The sequence below is a fragment of the Streptomyces sp. NPDC003077 genome, assembly GCF_040611095.1.
Taxonomy (GTDB): Bacteria; Actinomycetota; Actinomycetes; order Streptomycetales; family Streptomycetaceae; genus Streptomyces.
Genome location: NZ_JBEXNM010000005.1, coordinates 1 through 24,231 on the forward strand (window position 1 = coordinate 1; position 24,231 = coordinate 24,231).

At 71.8% G+C, this 24,231-nt stretch carries 20 protein-coding genes and 1 pseudogene; 14 read left to right on the forward strand and 7 right to left on the reverse strand.

All coding sequences use genetic code 11. The features are described 5' to 3' along the window. Positions 1 to 239: 239 nt before the first annotated feature. Positions 240 to 1,118 carry a carbohydrate-binding protein gene (locus tag ABZX96_RS05155; protein WP_355538081.1) on the forward strand — a complete coding sequence of 293 codons (879 nt, stop codon included), beginning with the start codon at positions 240 to 242 and terminating at the stop codon, positions 1,116 to 1,118. Positions 1,119 to 1,293: 175 nt separating this feature from the next. Here ABZX96_RS05155 and ABZX96_RS05160 read toward each other — a convergent pair whose 3' ends face one another. Further along, positions 1,294 to 3,981 (reverse strand): MFS transporter, encoded by a 2,688-nt coding sequence (locus ABZX96_RS05160; protein ID WP_355538084.1) that lies wholly within the window; start codon positions 3,979 to 3,981, stop codon positions 1,294 to 1,296. A gap of 266 nt (positions 3,982 to 4,247) precedes the next feature. Continuing rightward, entirely contained in the window at positions 4,248 to 4,691 is a 444-nt protein-coding gene (locus ABZX96_RS05165) for an SRPBCC family protein (protein WP_355538086.1), read from the reverse strand. A 324-nt stretch (positions 4,692 to 5,015) separates the two neighbouring features. Here ABZX96_RS05165 and ABZX96_RS05170 point away from each other — a divergent pair, with 324 nt between their 5' ends. After that, positions 5,016 to 6,041, forward strand: coding sequence for an Rv2578c family radical SAM protein (locus tag ABZX96_RS05170; RefSeq protein ID WP_355538089.1), 1,026 nt, complete (start codon positions 5,016 to 5,018; stop codon positions 6,039 to 6,041). Between the two features lie 70 nt (positions 6,042 to 6,111). On the opposite strand, the gene ABZX96_RS05175 is transcribed toward ABZX96_RS05170, so the two are convergent. Further along, the gene (locus ABZX96_RS05175) at positions 6,112 to 6,309 is read right to left on the reverse strand and encodes a hypothetical protein (RefSeq protein WP_355538092.1); all 198 of its coding nucleotides are present in this window, start codon (positions 6,307 to 6,309) and stop codon (positions 6,112 to 6,114) included. A 286-nt stretch (positions 6,310 to 6,595) separates the two neighbouring features. Between ABZX96_RS05175 and ABZX96_RS05180 the strand changes: the two genes are divergently transcribed. Then, positions 6,596 to 7,177 carry an XRE family transcriptional regulator gene (locus ABZX96_RS05180; protein WP_355538607.1) on the forward strand — a complete coding sequence of 194 codons (582 nt, stop codon included), beginning with the start codon at positions 6,596 to 6,598 and terminating at the stop codon, positions 7,175 to 7,177. 77 nt (positions 7,178 to 7,254) lie between these two features. Here the strand turns inward: ABZX96_RS05180 and ABZX96_RS05185 are convergent, their stop codons facing one another. The 3 genes from ABZX96_RS05185 to ABZX96_RS05195 form a co-directional block, all read right to left on the reverse strand. Continuing rightward, complete coding sequence (locus tag ABZX96_RS05185; protein WP_355538095.1) at positions 7,255 to 7,653, reverse strand: MerR family transcriptional regulator; 399 nt, start codon at positions 7,651 to 7,653, stop codon at positions 7,255 to 7,257. A 75-nt stretch (positions 7,654 to 7,728) separates the two neighbouring features. Further along, positions 7,729 to 8,496 (reverse strand): SDR family oxidoreductase, encoded by a 768-nt coding sequence (locus ABZX96_RS05190; RefSeq protein WP_355538610.1) that lies wholly within the window; start codon positions 8,494 to 8,496, stop codon positions 7,729 to 7,731. A 131-nt stretch (positions 8,497 to 8,627) separates the two neighbouring features. Then, the gene (locus ABZX96_RS05195) at positions 8,628 to 10,106 is read right to left on the reverse strand and encodes a SulP family inorganic anion transporter (protein WP_355538098.1); all 1,479 of its coding nucleotides are present in this window, start codon (positions 10,104 to 10,106) and stop codon (positions 8,628 to 8,630) included. 295 nt (positions 10,107 to 10,401) lie between these two features. On the opposite strand from ABZX96_RS05195, the gene ABZX96_RS05200 reads away from it, so the two are divergent. Both ABZX96_RS05200 and ABZX96_RS05205 read left to right on the forward strand, forming a co-directional pair. Further along, complete coding sequence (locus tag ABZX96_RS05200) at positions 10,402 to 10,794, forward strand: MerR family transcriptional regulator (protein WP_355538101.1); 393 nt, start codon at positions 10,402 to 10,404, stop codon at positions 10,792 to 10,794. Positions 10,795 to 10,804: 10 nt separating this feature from the next. Next, positions 10,805 to 11,329: a GNAT family N-acetyltransferase gene (locus ABZX96_RS05205; RefSeq protein WP_355538104.1), complete on the forward strand. Its 525-nt coding sequence runs from the start codon at positions 10,805 to 10,807 to the stop codon at positions 11,327 to 11,329. An 85-nt stretch (positions 11,330 to 11,414) separates the two neighbouring features. Here the strand turns inward: ABZX96_RS05205 and ABZX96_RS05210 are convergent, their stop codons facing one another. Continuing rightward, positions 11,415 to 12,038 carry a HEAT repeat domain-containing protein gene (locus tag ABZX96_RS05210; RefSeq protein ID WP_355538107.1) on the reverse strand — a complete coding sequence of 208 codons (624 nt, stop codon included), beginning with the start codon at positions 12,036 to 12,038 and terminating at the stop codon, positions 11,415 to 11,417. Positions 12,039 to 12,380: 342 nt separating this feature from the next. Here ABZX96_RS05210 and ABZX96_RS05215 point away from each other — a divergent pair, with 342 nt between their 5' ends. The 9 genes and pseudogenes from ABZX96_RS05215 (at position 12,381) to pssA (ending at position 23,764) form a co-directional block, all read left to right on the forward strand. Beyond that, positions 12,381 to 14,264: a 3-hydroxyacyl-CoA dehydrogenase family protein gene (locus ABZX96_RS05215; protein ID WP_355538110.1), complete on the forward strand. Its 1,884-nt coding sequence runs from the start codon at positions 12,381 to 12,383 to the stop codon at positions 14,262 to 14,264. 139 nt (positions 14,265 to 14,403) lie between these two features. Further along, positions 14,404 to 15,213, forward strand: a complete 810-nt coding sequence (locus ABZX96_RS05220; protein WP_355538113.1) for a TetR family transcriptional regulator — start codon at positions 14,404 to 14,406, stop codon at positions 15,211 to 15,213. A gap of 497 nt (positions 15,214 to 15,710) precedes the next feature. Further along, a complete protein-coding gene (gene ccrA, locus ABZX96_RS05225) occupies positions 15,711 to 17,057 on the forward strand; it encodes a crotonyl-CoA carboxylase/reductase (protein ID WP_355538116.1) in 1,347 nt (448 codons plus the stop codon). 18 nt (positions 17,058 to 17,075) lie between these two features. Continuing rightward, positions 17,076 to 19,175: a methylmalonyl-CoA mutase family protein gene (locus tag ABZX96_RS05230; protein WP_355538119.1), complete on the forward strand. Its 2,100-nt coding sequence runs from the start codon at positions 17,076 to 17,078 to the stop codon at positions 19,173 to 19,175. Beyond that, positions 19,172 to 20,185, forward strand: coding sequence for a CoA ester lyase (locus tag ABZX96_RS05235; protein WP_355538122.1), 1,014 nt, complete (start codon positions 19,172 to 19,174; stop codon positions 20,183 to 20,185). The genes ABZX96_RS05230 and ABZX96_RS05235 overlap by 4 nt, the downstream gene beginning before the upstream one ends. 3 nt (positions 20,186 to 20,188) lie before the next feature. Continuing rightward, positions 20,189 to 20,683, forward strand: a pseudogene (locus ABZX96_RS05240) (MaoC family dehydratase); the annotation flags it as partial. 214 nt (positions 20,684 to 20,897) lie between these two features. Beyond that, positions 20,898 to 22,103: an acyl-CoA dehydrogenase family protein gene (locus ABZX96_RS05245; protein ID WP_355538125.1), complete on the forward strand. Its 1,206-nt coding sequence runs from the start codon at positions 20,898 to 20,900 to the stop codon at positions 22,101 to 22,103. Between the two features lie 169 nt (positions 22,104 to 22,272). Next, positions 22,273 to 22,920, forward strand: a complete 648-nt coding sequence (locus ABZX96_RS05250) for a phosphatidylserine decarboxylase (RefSeq protein ID WP_355538128.1) — start codon at positions 22,273 to 22,275, stop codon at positions 22,918 to 22,920. Continuing rightward, positions 22,907 to 23,764, forward strand: coding sequence for a CDP-diacylglycerol--serine O-phosphatidyltransferase (gene pssA, locus ABZX96_RS05255; protein ID WP_355538131.1), 858 nt, complete (start codon positions 22,907 to 22,909; stop codon positions 23,762 to 23,764). Before ABZX96_RS05250 ends, pssA begins: the two co-directional genes overlap by 14 nt. The last annotated feature ends 467 nt before the right edge of the window (positions 23,765 to 24,231 follow it).

Sequence of the window (24,231 nt, forward strand, 5' to 3'; positions counted from 1 at the left end):
GCCGCTGTACGGCGGTGCAGCGGCCCGCGCGACGGCCGGCACACGCCCCGGTGGATCCGGGACGGCGCCGCCGGCGGTGGCATCCGCACGTCACCGCCGGTCCGACCGCGGGGCCGGCCGCCGCACCCACGCACCATCGAACGGCGCACCACCGGACAACCCCACCCCCCAACGGAAAGCCCCGCCGGGACCGCTCCGGCGCCCCCAAGAACGGCCCCTTTCCCCCGAAGGAGCGCACGATGGAACACTCTGGAGACCACCGGTACGACGCCGGCACCGGCCCGGACGCGGGCGCCGCGGACGGCGCGGCGCCCGCCGCCCGGCGCGGCCTCACCCGGAAGAACCTGCTCAAGGCCGCGGTCGCCGCGGTACCGCTCCCCCTGCTGATGGGCAGCGTCGCGCTGGCCCGGGACGCCAAGCCCGTCAACGGCGAACTGGAGCCCACTCCGTACTGTGACGACGGCGACGAGCCCACCATCCCGCAGATGGAGGGCCCGTACTTCAAGCCGAACTCGCCGCTGCGCAGCTCGCTCGTCGACGCCGGCACGCAGGGCACGCGCCTGACGGTGAGCGGGTACGTCTTCGGGCTGACCTGCCAGCCGATCGCCAACGCGTTGCTGGACTTCTGGCAGGCGGACGTGAACGGGGCCTACGACAACGTGGGATTCCGTTTCCGCGGGCACCAGTTCACCGACTCCCGCGGGGCGTTCAAGCTCTCCACGATCGTCCCGGGCCTGTACCCGGGCCGGACCCGGCACATCCACGTCAAGGTCCAGGCGCCGAACCAGCCCATCCTCACGACCCAGCTCTACTTCCCGGGCGAGCCGCGCAACAACACCGACACCATCTTCGACCCGCGGCTGCTGATGAACGTGCGCAACGTCGGGACCGCCAAGGAGGCCACGTTCGACTTCGTCCTGCGGGTGCGGGGGCAGCAGCCGACCGGGCAGCCCACAGGGCAGCCGACGCAGCCCGGCGGAACCTGGGCCGCGGGCACCGCCTACCGGCAGGGTGACCAGGTCACCTACAACGGCGTGTCGTACCAGTGCATCCAGGCGCACACCGCCCAGCCCGGGTGGGAGCCGCCGTCCGCTCCGTCCCTGTGGCGGGCCGCCTGATCCCAGTGGAGCGACGTCGGCGGCGCGAGGGGCGCCGGCGGCTCCGCTCGGGCGCCGGCGGCCGGTACCCGTAAGGGTTCCGGCCGCCGGCGGTCAGGGTTTTCCGGGGGAAGAGTCGTGTGAGGGGCTCGGGATACCTGGGAAAACCCAGGATTGTGAGTGCCCCTCCACTGCCTCAGTCCTCGTACCCGAGGTGCAGGTCCCGCTCCGTCCGGCCGCCACCCGCCATGTGCAGGACGGTGGCGACCGGCGGGTACCCGGCCGCGATGACCGTGTACTCGCCCGCCGCCAGGTCGACGAACCGGAACTGTCCGTCCGGCCCGGTGGTGACGGTGTCCACCACGTTGCCCGCCGCGTCCAGCAGCGTCACCCGGGCGTCGCCCACCGCCCGGCCGCCGCCGGCCCGCACGGTCCCGCGCAGCACCGCGCCCCCGGCCAGTTCGATGTCCTGGCGGGTCTCGCGCGAGGACTGGACCGTCACCGGCAGCGCCGCGGGCCGGAAGGCCGGGGCGCTGGAGGCCAGGGTGTACTCCCCCGCCACCAGTTCCGTGATCACATAACCGCCCTCGCGCCCGCTGCGCGTGCTCGCCACCACCTCGCCGCGCACGTCCGTGAGGGTCACCAGGGCGTCGCGGACGGGCGTGCCGTCGGCGGTGGTCACCGCGCCCGCCAGCCGGCCGGCGCCGCCGAGCACCACGTCCAGCTCCACCGGCCGTTCGCCGACCGTGACGCCGACCGCCCGCGGCTGGTGGCCGCCGGCCGCGGCGATCAGCACGTACGCCCCGGCGCCCGGTGTGCCCAGCGCGTACCGGCCGTCCTCCCCGGTGGCACCGCGTCCGACCTGCCTCCCGGCGACGTCGATCAGGGTGAGGGCGGCACGCGGGACGCTCGTGCCGTCGTGGTGCCGGACGGTCCCGCAGACCGGGACGCCGGCCATGGCCGCCCGGCGCGCGGCCTCGTACGGATCGTCTTCGTAGGCGTCCCTCTCGTACGCGTCCCTCTCGTACGCGGGTGACTCCGGGCGCCGGGCCGTCGCGGCGCGGGCGTGCGGCACTTCCGGGGAACCGGGGCGGTCCGGCGCCGGACCCTGGCCGTGCGGGGCGTACGGCGAGGTCAGAGGCTGGCCCTGGGGCGGCGGGGCGACGACGTTGTGCGGGTCGGCGGCCTCCTCCGGGCCGTGCGCGGTACGGGGGAACGGCGCGGTCGCGGCCTGGGAACCGGCGGGGTCTCCCGTGGGGACGTGCGGGGTGCGGGTGGCGTAGGACAAGGGCTTCGCTTTCAGGAAGAGGGCGAGCAGGAAGGCGAGGACGAGTACCGGGACGAGCCAGAGGAAGAGCCCGGACACGGCCTGCGCACCGGAGGACAGGCCGTCGCGCAGCGCGGCGGGGAGCGCGTGCGCCGCCTGCGGGACCACCGGCTGGGGACCGGGCAGGCGGGCGGCCTCCGGAAGAGCGTGGTCCAGTCGCCGCCCCAGGGGGCCGGCGAGGAGCGCGCCGAGGACGGCCGCGCCGGCCGCGCCACCGATCTGCCGGGCGTAGGTCTGGGCGCTGGTGGCGACACCGAGGTCGGTGGGATGGACGGAGTTCTGGACGGCCACCAGGAGGGCGGTGAGGACGAGACCGGCGCCCGCGCCCAGCAGGCCCGTCCCGAGGAGGACGGTGTGCCCGGGGTCCATGCCCCACGGCCCGGTGACCGCGCCCACGCGGGACAGCAGCCACATTCCGGCCGCGGCCAGCGCGCAGCCCAGGGGCGGCGGGAGGCGGTAGCCGCCGGTGCGGCTGATGACCGGGCCGATCACCAGGCAGGCGAGGGCGGCGCCGCCCGCCAGCGGCAGGACCCACAGCCCCGCCTCGGCCGCCGGGACGCCGTGGGCAAGCTGGAGCAGGAGCGGCAGGTAGCCGACGACCGCGTACAGCGCCACGCCGGTGAGCGCGGCCAGGACACCGCCGAGGACGAAGACCGGATCGAGGAAGAGCCGCAGCGGGACGAGCGGGTCGGTGACGAAGAACTCCACGGCCACGAAGAGCAGGACCGTGCCGAGCGCCCCCGCCCCCAGGCCCACGACGACCTGGGAATCCCACGCGTACGCGGTGCCGCTCCAGCCGGCGAGCAGGACGAGGAAGGTGGAGAAGGCGGCCAGCAGCAGGGCGCCGAGCACGTCCGGCCTGCGCCGCGTCCCGTTCCGGGCCGGTTCGGGGAGCCGCAGCGCGAAACCGAGGACGGCCAGGGCCGCGAGGCCGAGGGGGACGGCGGTCAGGAAGCACCAGCGCCAGGAGGCGTGTTCCACCAGGTAGCCGCCGAGCACGGGTCCGGCGCCGCAGCCGAGCGCCAGGGCCGCGCCCAGCGGTCCCAGGAGCCGTCCGCGGCGGCGGGCGGAGGCGAGGTCCGCGGCGACCGCCTGGGCGCCGGCCACCAGGCCGCCCGCCCCCAGTCCCTGCAGGGACCGGAAGATGATCAGCTGTTCCATGTCGCGCGCCCGGCCGGCCAGCGCCGCGCCGACGACGCACAGGAGTACGGCGCAGATCAGGACGGGTTTGCGGCCGAAGAGGTCGCCGAGCTTGCCGTAGACGGGCAGGCCGACCGCGGTGGCCAGCAGCGGGGCGGTCAGGAGCCAGGAGGCCGCGTCCAGGCCGTGGAGGTCGCCGGCGATGGCGGGGAGCGCGGCGGTGGTGATCGTCTGTTCCAGCCCCGCGAGCAGCAGCGCGAGCGCCAGTCCCAGGACCACCACCGGGACGCGGCCGGGGCCGGGCCGGTCCGGCTCCGGCCCGGCCGTCTCACCGGTGCGGGGACGGGGTAGTCCGGGGGCGGGCACCTCGTACCACCCGTCCCATTCATCCCCTTTTTTCAGGGTCGAACCACCCACGTACTGCTCCCCTCGTCACGCCTGCACTGCCGCCCATTTCTCGCATCGGGCGACAACAGCGAGCAACCACGACAAATCGGAGCGCGCGGGGCAGAGCCCGTGGTGAACTTCCTTGGACCCCGCACCCCTTGGCCCTCATCAGGGCTTTCCGTATGACGACGAGGGGAACGACCGCACAGCGGGCCACGACGGAAACCACCCGAACCGGTGAGCATGACGATGCCCCCGGCCGGACGCAAGAGCCCGCCCTCGACCCTATGGGCGGGTCACTTCTCCGTTTCGGCGGCGAGGTTGGCCAGGATGGCGTCGTAGATCCGGTTCAGCCCCTTGGGTGCGAACGTCTTCTCGAAGAAACCGCCGATGCCGCCGGCGCCGGTCCAGGTGGTGGTGACGGTCACCTTGGCGCGGCGCTCCCCGGCGGGGGTGACGACCCAGCGGGTCACCATGGAGGAGTTGCGGTCCTTCTCCACCAGCTCGCCGTCGGTCGGCTCGTCCACCTCCAGCAGGCAGTCCCGCACCCGCTTGCTCGTGGCCTGGAGCTTCCAGTGCACGAGGGTGCCCTTGCCGTCGCCGCCCTCGCGCACCTCGTACTCGCTGAACTGCTCCGGGAGCAGCTTGCGGCGGGTGCCGCTGTAGTCGGCGAGCGCGTCGAACACGTCCTCCGGGTCCGCCGCGATCTCGCGCTGCGTGGTGGCCTCGACCTGGCCCATCTGCCTCTTCCTCCGTACTCGGCTCCGGTGCCGCGCGGCCCGTCCCGGCGCCGCCCGGTGGTGCGGCCCCGCCACCGCGCGACGGCGCAAGCCAACCACCACCGGGCGGCGCGCCCAAAATCCCCGGGGCCGAACGAGTCCCGGACTCCGGCGCGGGGCGCGCGGAGCGGCGCCCGCGATGGGCGGCGCCCGCCCGTACGGCAGTCCCGTACCGGATCAGAGAGGACAGAACGGTCACCTCGTACGAACGCTTGTTCTATTATCGTCGCCGGGGGCACGCCGGTACCGACAGCGGGGCAGCAGCCCCGGGCAAGGAGAGACGCGATGCGCTGGGACAACCTGAGCGAGGGCTCCGCCGCACTCTTCGGCACGGACGTCGTCAGCCGCACGTTCGACACCCCCGAATTCCGCGGGATCACCTTCCACGAGGTCCGGGCCCGTTCGATCGTGAACCGGGTGCCCGGGGCCTCCCGGATGCCGTTCGAATGGACCGTGAATCCGTACCGCGGCTGCACCCACGCCTGCGTCTACTGCTTCGCCCGCAAGACGCACGCCTACCTCGACCTGGACACCGGCACCGGCTTCGACTCGCAGATCGTGGTGAAGGTCAACGCACCCGACCTGCTGCGCCGCGCCCTCAGCGGGTCCCACCCGCGCGGCGAGCACATCGCGATGGGCACGAACGTGGACTGCTACCAGCGCGCGGAGGGCCGCTACCGCCTGATGCCGGGCATCATCGAGGCGCTGCGCGACCACGCCAACCCGTTCTCCATCCTCACCAAGGGCACCCTCCTCCTACGGGACCTCGACCTGCTGCGGCAGGCCGCCGAGGTGACCGAGGTCGGCATCTCCGTCTCCGTCGGCTTCACCGACCCCGAGCTGTGGCGCACCGTCGAGCCCGGCACGCCGTCCCCCGAACGCCGCCTGGACATGGTGCGGACGCTCTCCGAGCACGGCATCCGGTGCGGCGTCCTGATGGCCCCCGTGATCCCCTTCCTCGGCGACACCCCGGAGCAGCTGCGAGCGACCGTACGAGCCATCGCCGCGGCGGGCGCCACCTCCGTCACCCCGCTCGCCCTCCACCTGCGCCCCGGCGCCCGCGAGTGGTACCTGGCCTGGCTCGCCCGGGAACACCCGCACCTGGTGCCGCGCTACCAGCGGATGTACGCGGGCGGGGCCTACGCGCCCAAGTGGTACCAGCGGCAGATCACCCGCCAGGTGCACGAGTTCGCCGCCGAGTACGGCATCGGACCGGCGCACCGGGGCGAGGCGCGGCGCATTCCCGAACGGCCCGCCGGGGAGCACACGGGGCGCCCTATGGGCGAGGCGATGCAGTTGTCGTTGCTGTGAGGGGTGGGTGTCCTCTCATAGACACCCACGCGCCCCGGGTTGGGTGCCGGTGATCATCCGGCCCCGCCGGTCATCCGTGCCCCTCCGGGTGTCGACGCAGAAAGACGTTGCAGTCGGTGACGGTCGTCATATCGCCCACAGCACGGGCGCGGTCACGCACGGCGGCGAGTTCGGCGCACCCCGCGCACCCCTCGACAGGGGTGGGCTCCAGATCGAGTCGCCATGGCAGTTCAAGCGGAGTGGTGCTGTATCGGGTCGGTTCCGTCATGGCGTGATCGTGGCCCACCCTTACGGACGTAGCTCCCCCCATGCCAAGGACCCTTGGGCCGTAGAGCGCTAGGTTCACAGAAAGCCCAAAAGCCCATGGCAAAGGGGTTGACTTGAACGCTGCTCTCCAGCTGGCCATAGATGATGCGGGCGTGTCCCCACGGCAGCTGGCGCTACGAGTGGGGGTATCCCCCAAGCAAGTGGAACGCTGGCTGGGTAACGCCGACCTGACACCACACCCGAGAAACCGAGCGGACGCCTGTCGAGCGCTGGGAGTGGACGAGACAATGTTGTGGCCGAAGGCCGTACAGGACCGCGTGAAAACCGGCACCGACCGGGAACTGATCCACAGCTATCCCTATCGCTCCGCCTGCCCGTCCACCGTGTGGGCCGAACTCGTGGAGACGGCGGACGACGACCTTTTCTTCGCCGGTTACACCAATTACTTCTTCTGGACCCAGGTCCCGCACTTCGCCGACACCATCCGCCGCAAAGCCGAGTCCGGCTGCCGGGTACGGTTCCTGCTCGGCGCACCCGACGGAGAGGTGACCCGGCAGCGCGAGGCCGTTGAGAACGTGGCACTGTCGGTCTCCACGCGCATCAGGACGACACTGGAGCAACTGGACCGCATCGGCCCGGTGGAGGGCTTGGAGACCCGGTTCTCCGCGCCGCTGGACGCCATCAACCACGTGAGCCTGTCGGTGTTCCGGTTCGACCATGACGCACTCGTCACACCGCACCTGGCACGGCTTGTCGGCCACGACTCGCCGCTGTTCCACCTCCGCCGCCAGGGAGACGGAGGGATGTTCGCCCGGTTCGCGGAACACGGCGAGGAACTGTGGGAACGGGCGGAGCCGGAGATCCGCTGAGCGCGCGGGGCGGCCCGGACGGCTCGGAAGCTGCGTAAGGATTCCCTGCGGCCACCCCTCAGCCCAGCGATCATCCCTCAGCCCACCGACACCCCCACCCCCGCAGACGCCCCGGCTTCCGCCGACATCGCCTCCGCCCGGTCCAGCGCCCCCGCGAGGCGGTTTCGGGCCTCCGTCTGGGCGGCTATCCGGGCGTCGATCACCGCCAGGCGCTCGCGGGCTATGCGCAGGCCCTCCGGGGACGGCGGGGCCGTGGTCATGTCGCCGTCCAGGCAGTGTGTGAAGCAGCGGACGTCGGCGAGTGTCAGGCCCGCGGACAGCAGGTGGCGGATGTTGCGCACCCGTATCGCCGCCCGTTCGTCGTACTCGCGGTAGCCGTTGGCCGCCCGTGTCGAGCCGATCAGGCCCTCGTCCTCGTAATGCCGCAGTGCCTTGGGGGTCGCCCCCGTGGCCGCCGCCAGTGCGCCGATCCGCATCGTCCCCTCACCTCCGCCACCGTTGTATCAGCGGGCACTGACAACGCGACCGGACCCGGCCGGCGGCCGGGTTTCTCACGCCACCACCGCGCCCCCGTCCACCGGCAGCACGACGCCCGTCACGAACGACGCCTGGGGCGCGGCGAGCTGGGTGATCGCCCAGGCCACCTCTTCCGGGCGGCCGATCCGGCCCAGCGGTGTGTGCCCGATCTGCCACGTGCGGATCGCGGCCCGCTCCTGCGGGGTGTAGCCCGTGTGCTCGCCGATCGGGGTTTCCACGGCGCCCGGCGCCACGGCGACGACCCGGACGCCGCGCGGCGCCAGTTCCACCGCCCAACTGCGGGTCAGCAGTTCCAGGGCGGTCTTCGTCGCCGCGTAGAAGGAGTTGCCCGGCCAGGCCCTCTGGCCGACCGAGGTGGTGACGTTGACGATCACGCCGCCGCTCTCTTCCAGGGCGGGCAGGGCGGCCTGGGTGAGCAGGACGGGCGCCAGCAGGTTGGTGCCGAGCTGGTGGTTCATCGTCTCTCCGGTGAACGAGCCGAGGGCGCCCTTGCCCACGATGCCCGCGTTGTTGACCAGCACGTCCAGCCGCCTGTGGGTGCGCAGGGTGTGCCGGACGATCTCCTCAGGGGCGTCCGGGGCGGTGATGTCCACGCTCAGCGGCGTGATGGCGGGCCGCCCTTCGGCGGTCTCCGCGAGCGGGCCGGGGCGCCGCCCCACCGCGACCACCCGTACCCCGGTGTCCGCGAGCGCGTGCGCGGTGGCGCGGCCGATGCCGGTGCCCGCCCCGGTGACGACGGCCACCCGGGGCACGTCCGAGGAAGAAGAGGACGGAGAGGGCAGAGAAGACGGAGCGGACGGGAGGGACGAGATGGCCGTGTGGTCCTGAGAGGCGTTGCCGTTCATGGCGAGGAGTCTGGAACCCTCCTTCCAGGGGCAAGGTCAAACGCCCGCGGAAACCCGGCCGAGGATCCCTACCCCAGCCGCCCCGCCAGCCGCCCGTGGAGCGCCGCGCTCCCCTCGTTGAGCCCCGTGATGGTGACCCGCTTGCCGCGCTGGGCGTACTTCGTCTCGATCGCGTCCAGCGCGGCGACGGACGAGGCGTCCCAGATGTGGGCGGTCGAGAGGTCGATCACCACCTCGTCCGGGTCGTCCTGGTAGGAGAACCGGGTCACCAGCTCGTTCGATGAGGCGAAGAACAGCTCGCCGGTGACCGCGTAGCGAACCCGCTCGCCGTCGGTTTCGACCGTGCGGCGCACTCCCACCAGGTGGGCCACCCGGCGCGCGAAGATCACCATGGCGGTGACGGAACCCACCACGACCCCGACGGCCAGGTTGTGGGTGGCCACCACGCACGCCACCGTCACCACCATCACGATCGTCTCGCCGGGCGGCATCCGGCGCAGCGTCCGGGGCCGGACGGAGTGCCAGTCGAAGGTGCCGACCGAGACCAGGACCATGACGGCGACCAGCGCGGCCATCGGGATCCGCGAGACGAGCGGACCGCAGGCGAGGCACAGGACCAGGAGGAAGGTTCCGGCGAGGAAGGTGGACAGCCGGGTCCGGGCGCCGCTCGCCTTCACGTTGATCATCGTCTGGCCGATCATGGCGCAGCCGCCCATGCCGCCGAGGAACCCGGTCACCACGTTGGCGATGCCCTGGCCGATGGACTCGCGGGTCTTGCCGGAGCGGGTGTCGGTGATGTCGTCGACGAGCTTCGCCGTCATCAGCGACTCCATGAGGCCCACCAGCGCCATCGCCAGCGCGTACGGCGCGATGGTGGCCAGGGTGCCGAACGTGAGGGGCACGTCGGGCAGGCCCGGGACCGGGAGCGAGGACGGCAGCGCGCCCTTGTCGCCGACCGTGGGGACCGCGATGTGCGCGGCGATGGTGACGGCCGTGAGGACGACGACGGAGACCAGCGGCGCGGGGACCGCCTTGGTCAGTTTCGGGAAGACCACCATGAGGGCCAGCCCCGCCGCGAAGAGCGGGTAGACCGGCCACGGGACGTGCCACAGCTCCGGGAGCTGCCCCATGAAGACCAGGACGGCCAGCGCGTTCACGAAGCCGACCATGACGCTGCGCGGCACGAACCGCAGCAGCCTGGCCACCCCGAGGGCGCCCAGCACGATCTGGAAGACGCCGGCCAGGATGACGGTGGCGATCAGGTAGCCGAAACCGTGTTCCCGGTTGACCGGGGCGATGACCAGCGCCACCGCGCCGGTGGCCGCCGAGATCATCGCGGGCCGGCCGCCGACGAAGGCGATGGTGACCGCCATCGTGGCGGCGGCGAAGAGGCCGACCTTCGGCTCGACCCCCGCGATGACCGAGAAGGAGATCGCCTCGGGGATCAGCGCCAGCCCGACGACCAGGCCGGCCAGCACCTCGGTGCGCAAGACCCTCGGCGAGGCCAGCCAGGCGGGGCGGGAGAAGGGGAGGACAGGAGCGGACATGCGACCGTTTCTCGTCGGACGGGGAGGGAGGGGGCCGGCCGGCGCCGGCCGCACCCGGGCGCCACCGGCCGACGGCCGCGACCCGGGACACCGATTGACGGCCGCCACCCGGGAGCACCGGCCGGCGGGCGTCGGGCGGCCGGCCCGGGATCGCGTCGGGCATCATGGCCCCGGAATCGGAGGGCGGAATTCCGCCCCGCCATCCACACTCTACCCTTACGTAAGGGTAGAGATGGATACGCGCCCGAGGGACCTCACGCCCCGGCGCCACGTACCGGGGAGAGGGACCACGGCGATGGCCGAAGCACGGATGCGGATCGGTGAGGTGGCCGAACGTACGGGCCTGTCGCTGCGCACGATCCGGCACTACGAGGAAGTGGGCCTGGTCACCCCGTCCGCCCGCAGCAAGGGCGGCTTCCGCCTCTACACCGCCACCGACGTGGACCGCCTGATGGTCGTCCGCCGGATGAAGCCGCTGGACTTCACCCTGGACGAGATGCGCGAGCTGCTGGAGGTCACCGACCGCCTCTCCGACCCGCGGCGACCGCCCGCCGAGGACGAGACGCGGCAGCTCCGTGCCCGCCTGGAGGACTACCACGCCGCCGCCCTCTCCCGGGTGGAGAAGCTGCGCACCCGTCTGGCCATGGCCGAGGAATTCGCCGCGACATTGCACGACCGCCTCTCCTAACCTGCCGCCCATGAGCGGATTACGCATACGGGAGATGACCGAAGCGGACGTCGAGGATGTCTCGGCCCTCCGCATCCGGGGCTGGCAGGTCGCCTACCCGGGACTCGTCCCGCAGCCGTACCTGGACGGGCTGGACATCGCCGAGGACGTCGAACAGCGGCGGAAGTTCCTCGCCGACGCGCCGCCGGACGTGGTGAACCTGATCGCCGAGCGCGCCGGCGAGGTCGTCGGCTGGCTCGCCTTCGGCCCCGCCCGCGACCGTGACGTGCCCGCCGGCGAGGGCGAGGTATACGCCGTCTACGTCCGGCCGGGCGACTTCGGCACGGGCGTCGGCCGCGCCCTGATGAAGGCCTGCCTGGCCCGGGCCCGGGACGACGGCCGGCGCGCGCTGCGCCTCTGGGTCATCGACGGCAACGTCCCGGCGCAGCGCTTCTACGAGCGGGCGGGGTTCACCGCGGACGGCGCGGTGAACTCCTTCGAGGTGACCGGCGGGCGGGTGCACGAGTCGCGCTACGCGCTCGTACTGATCCCGTAGGGGGCGAGGCAAGGAGTCCCGCCCGCACGGAACCCGCGGAAAGGGCGGCTCCCCATAAGAGCCCCCTCAAGCCATGACAGACCCCTCAAGCCCCCTCCTCCCGCCGCCCCTCCGGCACCTCCAGACGGGCCAGCGCCGCCGACGCGGCGGCGGCGAGGCGGGGGTGTTCGCGGGCGGCGGTGAGGACCGGCAGGGCGCGGCGGTCGCCGAGGGCGCCCAGGCCCTCCACACAGGCGAGCGCCACCCGCCAGTACGGGGTGTTCGGGACGAGCAACCGTTCCAGCGTGGCGATGAGCGCCGGTACGGATTCGGGGGCGCGCAGTTCCGCCAGCAGCCGTACGGGGTGCAGCGCGTAGGCCGTGCGCAGCGGGTTGGTGGCCAGGGCCGCGGCGGCGCGGGCGGTGCGCGGGTCGCCGAGGCGGGCCAGGGCGTAGGCGGCGGTGGCGCAACGCGCCGGGTCGCGGTGGTTGAGCAGCAGGACCAGCGTCTCGAAGGCCCGGGCGTCGCCGGCGCACCCCAGGACGAAGGCAGCGATCTCACGGACCCATAGAGGACGCTCGTCTGCGGTGAGCGTCCGGGCCAGTTCCTCGCGGGCGGCGGGGGTGCCCTTGCGGGCGAGGCCGAGCAGCCGCTCGTAGGCGACGAGGTCCTGTGGCGTGCGAAGCTCGGCGCGCGCCCGGTCCGTCAGTTCGTGGAACTCCTCTTCCATGTGCGGCTCCCCTTCCGCGAATGGATACCCCGATGTGACGGTTCCCTTCCTCAGCGTAATTCCCGGGTCACCTCTGGCGCTCTTGGTTACCGGCCAGTTAATGTTCGAGGACGGACAGCACACCTGTCCGGGCGGCTTGGTGACGCAGCCGCCTTGGCATGACGTCGGTTCGGCACGTGCACCCGCTCCCCCGCCACGACGGGGAGCGCTTCGGGCGCGGCCCCGGGACAGGGCCCGCCGCAACTCCCGCCCCGCGCAGGCAATGCGCGCCCGCGCGCGGCCGGCGAACCCCAGTCGTCACCTCTCCCCTGCCCGTAGGGGAACACCCTCAGGAGTCTCGTGATGGACCGACAGTCCACCCCTGACCTCTCCACCACCCCACCCTCCGCGTCCGCCGACAACGTCGCGTCCGCCGAATCATTCCCTTCCGTCCCACCGGCCACTCCCCCCACGCTCCTCCCCACCGTCGCCGTCATCGGCCTCGGCACCATGGGCACCGGCATCGCCGACCTGCTCACCCGCTCCGGCCGTGAGGTCATCGGCATCGACGTCGACGAGGCCGCGGCCCGGAACGCCGTCGCGGCCCTGGAGGCCGCCACCGCCCGCGCGGTGCGCCGCGAGCGCATCGGCGAGCGCGAGCGCCGCGCCGTCCTGGCCCGCTTCCGCACCTTCGCGGACCTGAGGGCGGCAGCCGAGGCCGATCTCGTCATCGAGGTCGTGCCGGAGGACTACGCGCTCAAGGAACGGGTCATCGCCGCCCTGGACGAGGTGGTCCGGCCCGACGCCATCCTCGCCACCGGCACCAACGCCCTGTCGGTGACCCGGCTGGCGGCCGGCTCCCGGCACCCCGAACGCGTCCTGGGCCTGCACTTCTTCAACCCGGCGCAGGCCATGAGGCTCGTCGAGGTGGTCTCCTCGGTGCTCACCGCGCCCGGCGCGGTGGCCGCCGTCACCCAACTCGCCCGCGACCTGGGCAAGGATCCGATCGCGGTGGGCGACCGGCCCGGCTTCGTCGCCGACGGCCTGCTGTTCGGCTACCTCAACCAGGCCGCGGCCATGTACGAGTCCAGGTACGCCTCCCGGGAGGACATCGACGCCGCCATGCGGCTCGGCTGCGGCCTGCCCATGGGGCCGCTGGCGCTGCTCGACCTGATCGGGGTGGACACCGCCCGCACCGTCCTGGAGGCGATGTACGCCGCGTCCCACGACCGGCTGCACGCGCCGGCGCCCATCCTGGGGCAACTCACCGAGGCGGGGCTGACCGGCCGCAAGGCGGGCCGCGGCTTCTACACGTACGCCGCCCCCGGCAGCGCGGAGGTGGTCCCGGACACCCCCGGCGCGCCGTCCCGGGTCCCGGAGGCCGCCGGCCGTCCGGTGCGCACCGTGGGCGTGGCGGGGTCGGGAACGATGGCGAGCGGCATCGCCGAGGTGTTCGCCAAGGCGGGGCTGCCGGTGGTGCTGGTCGCCCGGTCCGCGGAGAAGGCCGCCCGGGCGCGGGGCCGCGTCGCCGCGTCGCTGGACCGCTCGGTGGCCAAGGGACGGCTGACGGAGGCGGCCCGTGACGCCGCGCTGGCGGCCGTCACCCCGGCGCACTCCCTGGAGGCGCTGGCGGACGCGGACCTGGTGGTGGAGGCCGTCGCCGAGGACCTCGCCGTCAAACAGGAGCTGTTCGCCACTTTGGACAAGGTGTGCAAGCCGGGCGCCGTCCTCGCCACGACCACCTCCTCCCTCCCGGTCATCGCCTGCGCCCGCGCCACCGCGCGCCCCCAGGACGTCGTCGGGATGCACTTCTTCAACCCGGCGCCGGCCATGAAGCTGGTCGAGGTGGTCCGCACGGTGCTGACCGCCGACGACGCCCACGCGACCGTGCGGGCGGTGTGCGCCCGGGTGCGCAAGCACCCGGTGGACTGCGGGGACCGGGCCGGTTTCATCGTCAACGCGCTGCTGTTCCCGTATCTGAACAACGCGGTGAAGATGGTGCAGGAGCACTACGCGTCCCCGGACGACATCGACGCCGCGATGAAGCTCGGCGGCGGCTATCCGATGGGGCCCTTCGAGCTCCTGGACGTGGTCGGGCTGGACGTGTCGCTGGCCATCGAGAGGGTGCTGCACGCCGAGTTCCGCGACCCGGGGCTCGCGCCGGCGCCGCTGCTGGAGCATCTCGTCGCGGCAGGCTGCCTGGGCCGCAAGACCGGCCGCGGCTTCCGTGAGTACGCCCGGCGCTGATCCCTGGGAGCACTCCGGGAGGTACGCCGGGGACGGGTGGGGCGGACTGTTCGCGCGTTCCGACGGTCCGCCCCGCGCGTCCGGGGGCCGCCGCCCACCTCATGCCGCAGGCCGCAGGAATATGCAGTACCGTCCCCCCATGTCCCAGCCCGCCCGTACGCAGCCCACCGACGGAACCGACGCCAGCACCCCCGGCACCCGCCGCGCCGCCGCCCAACGCCTGAAAATGCGCCGCACTCTGGCCGCGGCGGCAATGGAGCTGTTCGCCACCAAGGGCTACGAAGCGACGACGGTCGACGAGATCGCCGCAGCCGCCGGCGTCGCCCGGCGCACCTTCTTCCGCCACTTCCGCTCCAAGGAAGAGGCGATCTTCCCCGACCACGACGACACCCTCGTACGCGCCGAAGCGGTCCTGGAGGCCGCCCCGCCGCACGAGAACCCCCTGGACACGGTGTGCCGCGGCATCAAGGAGGTCATGCGGATGTACGCGGCCTCCCCGTCCGTCTCCGTGGCCCGCTACCGCCTCACCCGTGAGGTGCCCACCCTGCGGGAGGCGGAGATCGCCTCGGTCGCCCGGTACGAGCGGCTGTTCACCCGTTATCTGCTCGGGCACTTCGACGAGGGCGCGCACCACGAGGGCGACGACGACCCGCTGCTCGCGGAGGTCGCCGCGTCCGCCGTCGTCACCGCGCACAACCACGTGCTGCGGCGCTGGCTGCGGGCGGGCGCCGAGGGTGACGTGGAGAGCCAGCTCGACCACGCCTTCGCCATCGTGCGGAAGACCTTCGGCGCCGGCATCGGCATCGGGCGCGGCCTCAACGGCCGTCCGGAGGCGGCGCCTTCGGTGACCAGCGCGCACGAGGGCGAGGTGCTGGTGACGGTGGCCCGTACGGACGCGCCGGTGGAGGAGATCATGCGGACGATCCAGAAGGCGCTCAAGGAGCGCTGAGGACGCGGCAAGGGGGCAGGCCGCCGACGGGCGTCCATAAACGAGAGCGCGCCGTCGCGCCCCCTCTGGGCCCGGAGTGACACCGCCGCCGACACGACCACTCACCAACGCCCCAGTACCGACCCCCGAACGCACACAACCGAACACCTTTCCTCAACGGCCGTCCCATCCGGGGCGGCCGTTGCCGCTCATGCGTGACGTCCAGGCGACAACTGAGAGAAATTGTTGGCACTCAGTGCCTTGTCGACCGGCACCCGGTGTCATACCTTGAGGGTGTCCGGGCGGCCGGCGCGCACCGATCCACCGCGCGCCGGGCTGTCCCCTCGGGCCGTACGCGCCCGTGCGCCCGGACGCCTGCGTCACAGGCATCCCCCGGCCCTCCGGGGTCCGCGCTCACCCGCGCCGCCGCACCACCCGCCGAACCGACGGCACCGCCTTCGCACCACCCCCGACGTTCCCTCAAGCCGTTGCCCTACGCGCTTCGCCGGAGGCCCACCGTGAACCACATCCTGGACGCGATCCTCGCGTCGGACAGTTCGGACAGTACGGGCGAGGACTTCGCCCACCTGCCCATCCCCGAGAGCTACCGCGCGGTGACCGTGCACAAGGACGAGGCCGAGATGTTCGCCGGCCTGTCCACCAAGGAGAAGGACCCCCGCAAGTCCCTGCACGTCGAAGAGGTCCCCGTCCCCGAACTCGGGCCGGGCGAGGCCCTGGTGGCCGTCATGGCCTCCTCGGTGAACTACAACTCCGTGTGGACCTCGATCTTCGAACCGCTGCCCACCTTCGGCTTCCTGGAGCGCTACGGGCGCACCTCCCCGCTCGCCAGGCGCCACGACCTGCCGTACCACGTCATCGGCTCCGACCTGGCCGGTGTCGTGCTGCGCACCGGCCCCGGCGTGCACGCCTGGAAGCCGGGTCAGGAGGTGGTCGCGCACTGCCTCTCGGTGGAGCTGGAGAGCGCCGACGGCCACAACGACACCATGCTCGACCCGGAGCAGCGCATCTGGGGCTTCGAGACCAACTTCGGCGGTCTGGCCGAGCTCGCCCTTGTCAAGTCCAACCAGCTCATGCCCAAGCCGAAGCACCTGAGTTGGGAGGAGGCCGCGGCGCCGGGCCTGGTGAACTCCACCGCCTACCGGCAGCTCGTCTCCCGCAACGGCGCCGGGATGAAGCAGGGCGACAACGTCCTGATCTGGGGCGCCAGCGGCGGCCTGGGCTCGTACGCCACCCAGTTCGCGCTGGCCGGCGGCGCCACGCCCATCTGCGTGGTCTCCAGCGACCAGAAGGCGGAGATCTGCCGGAGGATGGGCGCCGAGGCGATCATCGACCGCTCGGCGGAGGACTACCGCTTCTGGAAGGACGAGCACACGCAGGACCCCAAGGAGTGGAAGCGCTTCGGCAAGCGCATACGGGAGCTGACCGGCGGGGAGGACGTAGACATCGTCTTCGAGCACCCGGGCCGGGAGACCTTCGGCGCCAGCGTGTACGTGACCCGCAAGGGCGGCACCGTCGTCACCTGCGCCTCCACCTCCGGCTACAAGCACGAGTACGACAACCGCTACCTGTGGATGTCCCTCAAGCGCATCGTCGGCTCGCACTTCGCCAACTACCGCGAGGCGTGGGAGGCCAACCGCCTGGTCGCCAAGGGGAAGATCCACCCCACGCTCTCCCGTACGTACCCCCTCGCCGAGACCGGGCAGGCCGCCCACGACGTGCACCGCAACGTCCACCAGGGCAAGGTCGGCGTCCTGTGCCTGGCCCCGGAAGAGGGCCTGGGCGTCCGGGACCCCGAGACCCGCGCCCGCCACCTCGACGCCATCAACCGCTTCCGTGACGCCTGAGCGACGGGAAGAGACCCGATGACCGAACCTCACGAAGACCGTGCGCGGCCACGTCACAGAGACCGCCCGTGGCTGATGCGCACCTATGCCGGGCACTCCACCGCCGAGGCGTCCAACGAGCTGTACCGGCGCAACCTGTCCAAGGGCCAGACCGGCCTGTCCGTCGCCTTCGACCTGCCGACGCAGACCGGGTACGACCCCGATCACGTGCTGGCGCGCGGCGAGGTGGGCCGGGTCGGGGTGCCAATAGCACATCTGGGCGATATGCGGCGGCTGTTCCAGGACATCCCCCTGGAACGGATGAACACCTCCATGACCATCAACGCCACCGCCATGTGGCTGCTGGCCCTCTACCAGGTGGTCGCCGAGGAACAGGGCGCGGACGTCACCGCGCTGGCCGGCACCACGCAGAACGACATCGTCAAGGAGTACCTCTCGCGCGGGACGCACGTCTTCCCGCCGGGGCCGAGCCTGCGCCTGACCACCGACATGATCGCGTACACGGTGGCCCGCATCCCCAGGTGGAACCCCATCAACATCTGCAGCTACCACCTCCAGGAGGCCGGCGCCACGCCCGTCCAGGAGATCGCCTACGCGATGTCCACGGCGATCGCCGTCCTGGACGCCGTCCGCGACTCGGGGCAGGTTCCACCGGAGAAGTTCGGGAACGTGGTGGGGCGGATCTCCTTCTTCGTCAACGCCGGGGTCCGCTTCGTCGAGGAGATGTGCAAGATGCGCGCCTTCGGGCGCATCTGGGACCACGTCACCCAGGAGCGGTACGGCATCCGCGACCCCAAGCACCGCCGTTTCCGGTACGGCGTGCAGGTCAACTCCCTGGGGCTGACCGAGGCGCAGCCGGAGAACAACGTCCAGCGGATCGTGCTGGAGATGCTGGCCGTCACCCTGTCCAAGGACGCCCGGGCCCGCGCGGTCCAGCTCCCCGCCTGGAACGAGGCGCTGGGCCTGCCGCGCCCCTGGGACCAGCAGTGGTCGCTGCGCATCCAGCAGGTGCTGGCGCACGAGAGCGACCTGCTGGAGTACGAGGATCTCTTCGACGGTTCGCGGGTGGTGGAGGAGAAGGTGGCCTCCCTGGTCACCGACTCCCTGGCGGAGATCGCGCGCATCCAGGAGATGGGCGGGGCGCTGGCCGCCGTCGAGTCCGGCTACCTCAAGTCGCAACTGGTGGCCTCGCACGCGGAGCGGCGGGCCCGGATCGAGACCGGCGAGGAACGCGTCGTCGGCGTCAACTGCTACGAGGCGACCGAGCCCAGCCCTCTGACCGCCGACCTGGACACCGCCGTCATGACCGTGGACCCGGCCAACGAGGCGGGCGTGGTCCGGGCACTGCGCGACTGGCGGGAGCGTCGAGACGAGGACCGCGCCCGGGAGGCGCTGGCCGCCCTCAAGAAGGAGGCGGCGGGTGACGCCAACCTCTTCCCGGCCACGCTGGAGTGCGCCCGCGCGGGCGTGACGACCGGGGAGTGGGCGGGGGCACTGCGGGAGGTGTTCGGCGAGTTCCGGGCGCCCACGGGGGTCTCCGGCGCGCCGCTGGCGGTCGCCGCCGAGCCCGGCAGCCCGCTCGCCGCCGTGCGCGAGAAGGTGGCGCGCACCGCCGCCGACCTCGGTGTCGGACGGCTGCGCCTGCTGGTGGGCAAGCCGGGGCTGGACGGGCACAGCAACGGCGCCGAGCAGATCGCCGTACGGGCCAGGGACGCCGGCTTCGAGGTGGTCTACCAGGGCATCCGGCTGACACCCGAGCAGATCGTGGCGGCGGCGGTGGCGGAGGACGTGCACTGCGTGGGCCTGTCGATCCTCTCCGGCTCGCACGCGGAGCTGGTGCCGGAGGTGCTGGACCGGCTGCGGGCCGCGCTGGGGGCGGGCGAGGACGGGGCCGCGCCCGGCGCTGTGCCCGCACCCGGCGGGCCGCCCGTCCCCCACACTCCCCTCCCCGTCGTGGTCGGGGGCATCATCCCCGCCGCCGACGCCGCCGCCCTCCGCGCGGCCGGGGTCGCGGCGGTCTTCACCCCCAAGGACTTCGGCATCACGGAGATCATCGGCCGTATCGTCGACGCGATCCGTACCGCACACCGGCTCGACCCCCTGGAGGTCCCCGCATGACGAACACCCCCCTGCTCCCCGGCGCCGCCCCGGACCGGCCCGCGGCCTCGGCCGAGACCAACCGGCTCCGGCCGCGCCGCTCCTGCCTGGCCGTGCCCGGCAGCAACCCGCGCTTCCTGGAGAAGGCCCAGGGCCTGCCCGCCGACCAGGTCTTCCTGGACCTGGAGGACGCCTGCGCCCCGCTCGCCAAGGAGGGCGCCCGGCACTCCATCGTGGAGGCCCTGAACACCGGCGACTGGACCGGCAAGACCCGCGTGGTCCGGGTCAACGACTGGACCACCCACTGGACCTACCGCGATGTCATCACCGTCGTCGAGGGCGCCGGCCCCAACCTGGACTGCATCATGCTCCCCAAGGTGCAGGACCCCCAGCAGATCGTGGCGCTGGACCTGCTGCTCACCCAGATCGAGAAGACGATGGGCTTCGAGGTCGGCCGCATCGGCATCGAGGCGCAGATCGAGAACGCCAAGGGCCTGGTCAACGTGGACGCCATCGCGGGCGCCTCGCCGCGCCTGGAGACGATCGTGTTCGGGCCGGCCGACTTCATGGCGTCCATCAACATGAAGTCGCTGGTCGTCGGCGAGCAGCCGCCGGGCTACGGGGCGGACGCGTACCACTACATCCTCATGCGCATCCTGATGGCGGCGCGCACGCACGACCTCCAGGCCATCGACGGCCCCTACCTCCAGATCCGCAACGTCGACGGCTTCACCGAGGTGGCCCGCCGCGCGGCGGCGCTCGGCTTCGACGGCAAGTGGGTGCTGCACCCCGGCCAGGTCGAGGCCGCCAACGAGGTCTTCTCCCCGTCCCAGGAGGACTACGACCACGCGGAGCTGATCCTCGACGCGTACGAGTGGCACACCTCCGCGGCCGGTGGCGCCAAGGGTTCCGCGATGCTCGGCGACGAGATGATCGACGAGGCGAGCCGCAAGATGGCGCTGGTCATCAGCGGCAAGGGGCGGGCGGCGGGCATGACCCGCACGTCCAAGTTCGAGGCTCCGGAGGCATAGGCGATGCAGTTCGGCCGCACGTACGAGGAATTCACCGTCGGGGACGTCTACAAGCACTGGCCGGGAAAGACCGTCACCGAATACGACGACCACCTTTTCTGTCTGCTCACGATGAACCACCACCCGCTGCACATGGACAGCAACTACGCCGAGCGGACCACCGATTTCGGCAGGAACGTCGTCGTGGGCAACTACATCTACTCGCTGCTGCTGGGCATGTCGGTCCCGGACGTGTCCGGCAAGGCCATCGCGAACCTGGAAATCGAGTCGCTGCGGCACGTCGCGCCGACTTTCCACGGGGACACGCTGTACGGCGAGACGACGGTGCTGGACAAAACCCCGTCCCGGTCCAAGCCGGACCGCGGAATCGTGCACGTGGAGACCCGCGGTTACAAGCAGGACGGCACGCTGGTGTGCGTCTTCCGCCGGAAGGTGATGGTCCCCACGGCGATGTACGTGAAGGAGCGCGGCGGCGAACAGCCCGGCCGCCCGGAACTCCGCACGCCGGCCGACGGGCATTCGTCCGCGTCCGCCGGAAACCACGCCGCACGGTCCGCCGGAAACCGGGCTGCGGAGTCCGCCGGAAACCACGCCGGGGGGCCGTCGGCCTCCGGCACCGAAAAGGCCGTCGGCGCCCCCGGAAACCCCCTCGGCACGCCCGGGAACCCCGCCGCCGATTCCTCCGACACCCCCGCCGCGAAGGAGAACTGAGATGAGCCGGCTCGCCCGCACCGAGGGCCTCACCGACGTCCAGCGGGAAATCCTGGCCACCCTCCGCGACTTCGTCGACAACGAGATCCTGCCGGTCGCCACGGAACTGGAACACCGCGACGAATACCCCACGAAGATAGTCGAGGGCCTGAAAGAGCTGGGTGTCTTCGGCCTGATGATCCCCGAGGAGTACGGGGGCCTGGGCGAGTCGCTGCTCACCTACGCGCTGAGCGTGGAGGAGATCGCACGCGGCTGGATGAGCGTGTCCGGCATCATCAACACCCACTTCATCGTGGCGTACATGCTCAAGCAGCACGGCACGCAAGAGCAGAAGGAGTATTTCCTGCCGAAGATGGCGACCGGCGAGATCCGCGGCGCCTTCTCCATGTCCGAGCCGGCACTCGGCTCGGATGTGTCGGCGATCACGTCCAAAGGCGTGCGGGACGGCGAGGAATACGTTCTCACCGGCCAGAAGATGTGGCTCACCAACGGCGGTTCGGCCACGCTCGTCGCCGTGCTGTGCCGTACGGACGAAGGCCACCCGGAAGGCACCGCCCCGCACAAGTCGATGACCACCTTCCTCGTCGAAAAGGAACCCGGATTCGGGACGGTGCGGCCGGGTCTGACGATTCCCGGCAAGATCGACAAGATGGGTTACAAGGGGGTCGACACCACCGAAATGATCATGGATGGGCTGCGCATTCCGGCCGACCGGGTACTCGGCGGAAAGACGGGGCGTGGCTTCTATCACATGATGGACGGCGTCGAGGTCGGCCGCGTTAATGTCGCAGCGCGTGGTTGCGGTGTCGCGCTGCGCGCTTTCGAGCTGGGTGTTTCCTATGCGCAGCAGCGACACACCTTCGGAAAGCCGATCGCGCAGCACCAGGCCATCCAGTTCAAATTGGCCGAAATGGCCACAAAGGTCGAGGCCGCCCATGCGATGATGGTCAATGCGGCCCGCAAAAAGGACTCCGGTCAGCGCAACGACCTGGAGGCGGGCATGGCCAAGTACCTGGCCTCCGAGTACTGCAAGGAGGTCGTGGAAGACGCGTTCCGCATCCACGGCGGCTACGGCTTTTCCAAGGAGTACGAGATCGAGCGGCTCTACCGGGAGGCCCCGATGCTCCTGATCGGCGAGGGGACCGCCGAGATTCAGAAAATGATCATTGGGCGCCGACTGCTGGAGGAGTACCGCATCCCGGGGTGAACGCCCCCATTCGTCCGATTTCCTCTAGACGAAGATCACACTCGGTCATCGTTCTTCGGCCACGGATTGGCGCTGGCTCTTGGCCAGTTGCCGCCCGCAACCGATAGCATCCCCGGAAAGCCGCCGTCCCCCATTGCATATGCGGCACCCTCCGCTACGAAGGTCATCCATGCCCCACAGCCCATCCTCTGCACAACGCGGTCGCGTCCGCCTCGCGCGCGGAGCGTCGCCGTGGCTCCTGCCGACCGTCGCGACGGCGGCGGTCAGCCTCGCCCGTTCGCGCCGTTCGGGACGCTGGGCCGCCGTCGCCGTGCCCACCACCGCCCTCGCGGCGGGCATGCTGTGGTTCTTCCGCGACCCCGAGCGCGAGATCGCTCAGGGCCGGGTCATCTCTCCGGCCGACGGCGTGGTGCAGAGCATCATGCCGTGGAAGGACGGGCGCACCCGCGTCGCGATCTTCATGAGCCCTCTGAATGTCCACGTCAACCGGGCGCCGCTGGCCGGCACCGTGACGTCCGTGGAGCACATCCCCGGCGGATACGTTCCGGCGTTCAACAAGGAGAGCGAGAACAACGAGCGGGTCGTCTGGCACTTCGACACCGAGCTCGGCGACGTCGAGATGGTGCAGATCGCCGGCGCGGTCGCCCGCCGCATCGTTCCGTACGTGCCCCAGGGCACCAAGGTCGAGCAGGGCGAACGCATCGGTCTGATCCGCTTCGGCTCACGCGTGGACGTCTACCTTCCGGAAGGCGTCGAGGCCGCGGTCGAGGTCGGCCAGGCCACCACCGCGGGGGTGACACGTCTTGACCGTGATTGATCCGGACACACAGGCCGGCTGGACGCCCGAGGCCGACGAGGACGAGGACGACATGCCGCTGTCCACGCGGCTGTCGATAGCGGACACGCTCACCCTGGGCAACGCGATCTGCGGCTTCATGGCCGTCTACTTCACGACCACCGGCGTCCTGATCCCGCACCTCACGGGGAACGAGGACGGCGGCATGGCCCGGCACAGCGCCGCCATGGCCGTGATCCTGATGCTCGCGGCGTCGGTGTTCGACCTCTTCGACGGGCTCGTGGCGCGCAAGCTCCGCAGCTCCGCGATGGGCGCCGAGCTGGACAACCTGTCGGATCTGATCAGCTTCGGTCTCGCCCCGGCCTACTTCGTCGTCACCTGGGGCATGGTCGCTCAGGACGCTCACCAGCGGGTCTCGGTGGTGGCGGCCGTCGTGGTCCTGCTGGCGGTGGTGCTGCGGCTGGCCCGGTTCTCCTGCGTCACGCTGCGTGACGGGATCTTCCAGGGCATGCCGAGCCCCTTCGGCGCGCTGACGGTGGTCGCCATCGTCCTGCTGGAGCTGCCGTTCCTGCCGACGCTCCTGGCGATCATCGGGGTGGCCTGGCTGATGGTGAGCCGGGTCGAGTACCCCAAGCCCCGCGGACGGCTCGCCGTCGCGATGCTCACCTGGATCATCCTCAGCATGGGCATGCTGGCCGCCTGGGCGCTGGACGCCCCCGGCGGGAAGGTCCTCCTCCAGACCGGCTGCTCGCTCCAGGTGGTCCTGGGCGCGATGATCCCGCTGTTCGCCACGGCCCGGCGGGTCAACGCCTTCCGCGACCACCGGCGGGAGGGGCGCGAGGCGCGGGCGGCGCAGTTGCCGTAGGCGCGCACGGACGAGGGCGAGGGCCCCGGTCGATTCTTCGGAGTCGGTCGGGGCCTTCTCTTTTGTGTCGGGGGCGCTTTTTGCGTCGGGGGCGCTTTTGGTGTCGGCGGCTTTCCGCGCTTGCGGGGGTTGTTCGTGCTGCTTGCGCGGGGGCCCTTCGTGCCTCCGGGCGATCTGATTGTCTGCGGGCGGCCGGAGACGCTGAGGTTTCCGTGTCTTCGAGCGCTCCTGGTGTCCGGTTTCCGTGCCTGCGGGCACCTCCCTGGGGTTCATGGGCGGCCCGCGTCGCCTGTGTCACCTGGGTCGCCTGCGTCGCTTGTCAGCGGGGCCGGGGCGCTGACACCGCACGGCGCTCGGGACGGGCGTCCGCCCGCGCGCCGCTCCGGGACGGGCGGAGGTCCGGCACGCCGCTAGGGAGCCGCGTGGAGGCCCGGCACGGTGCTCGGTCGCGCGGACGCCCGGCACCC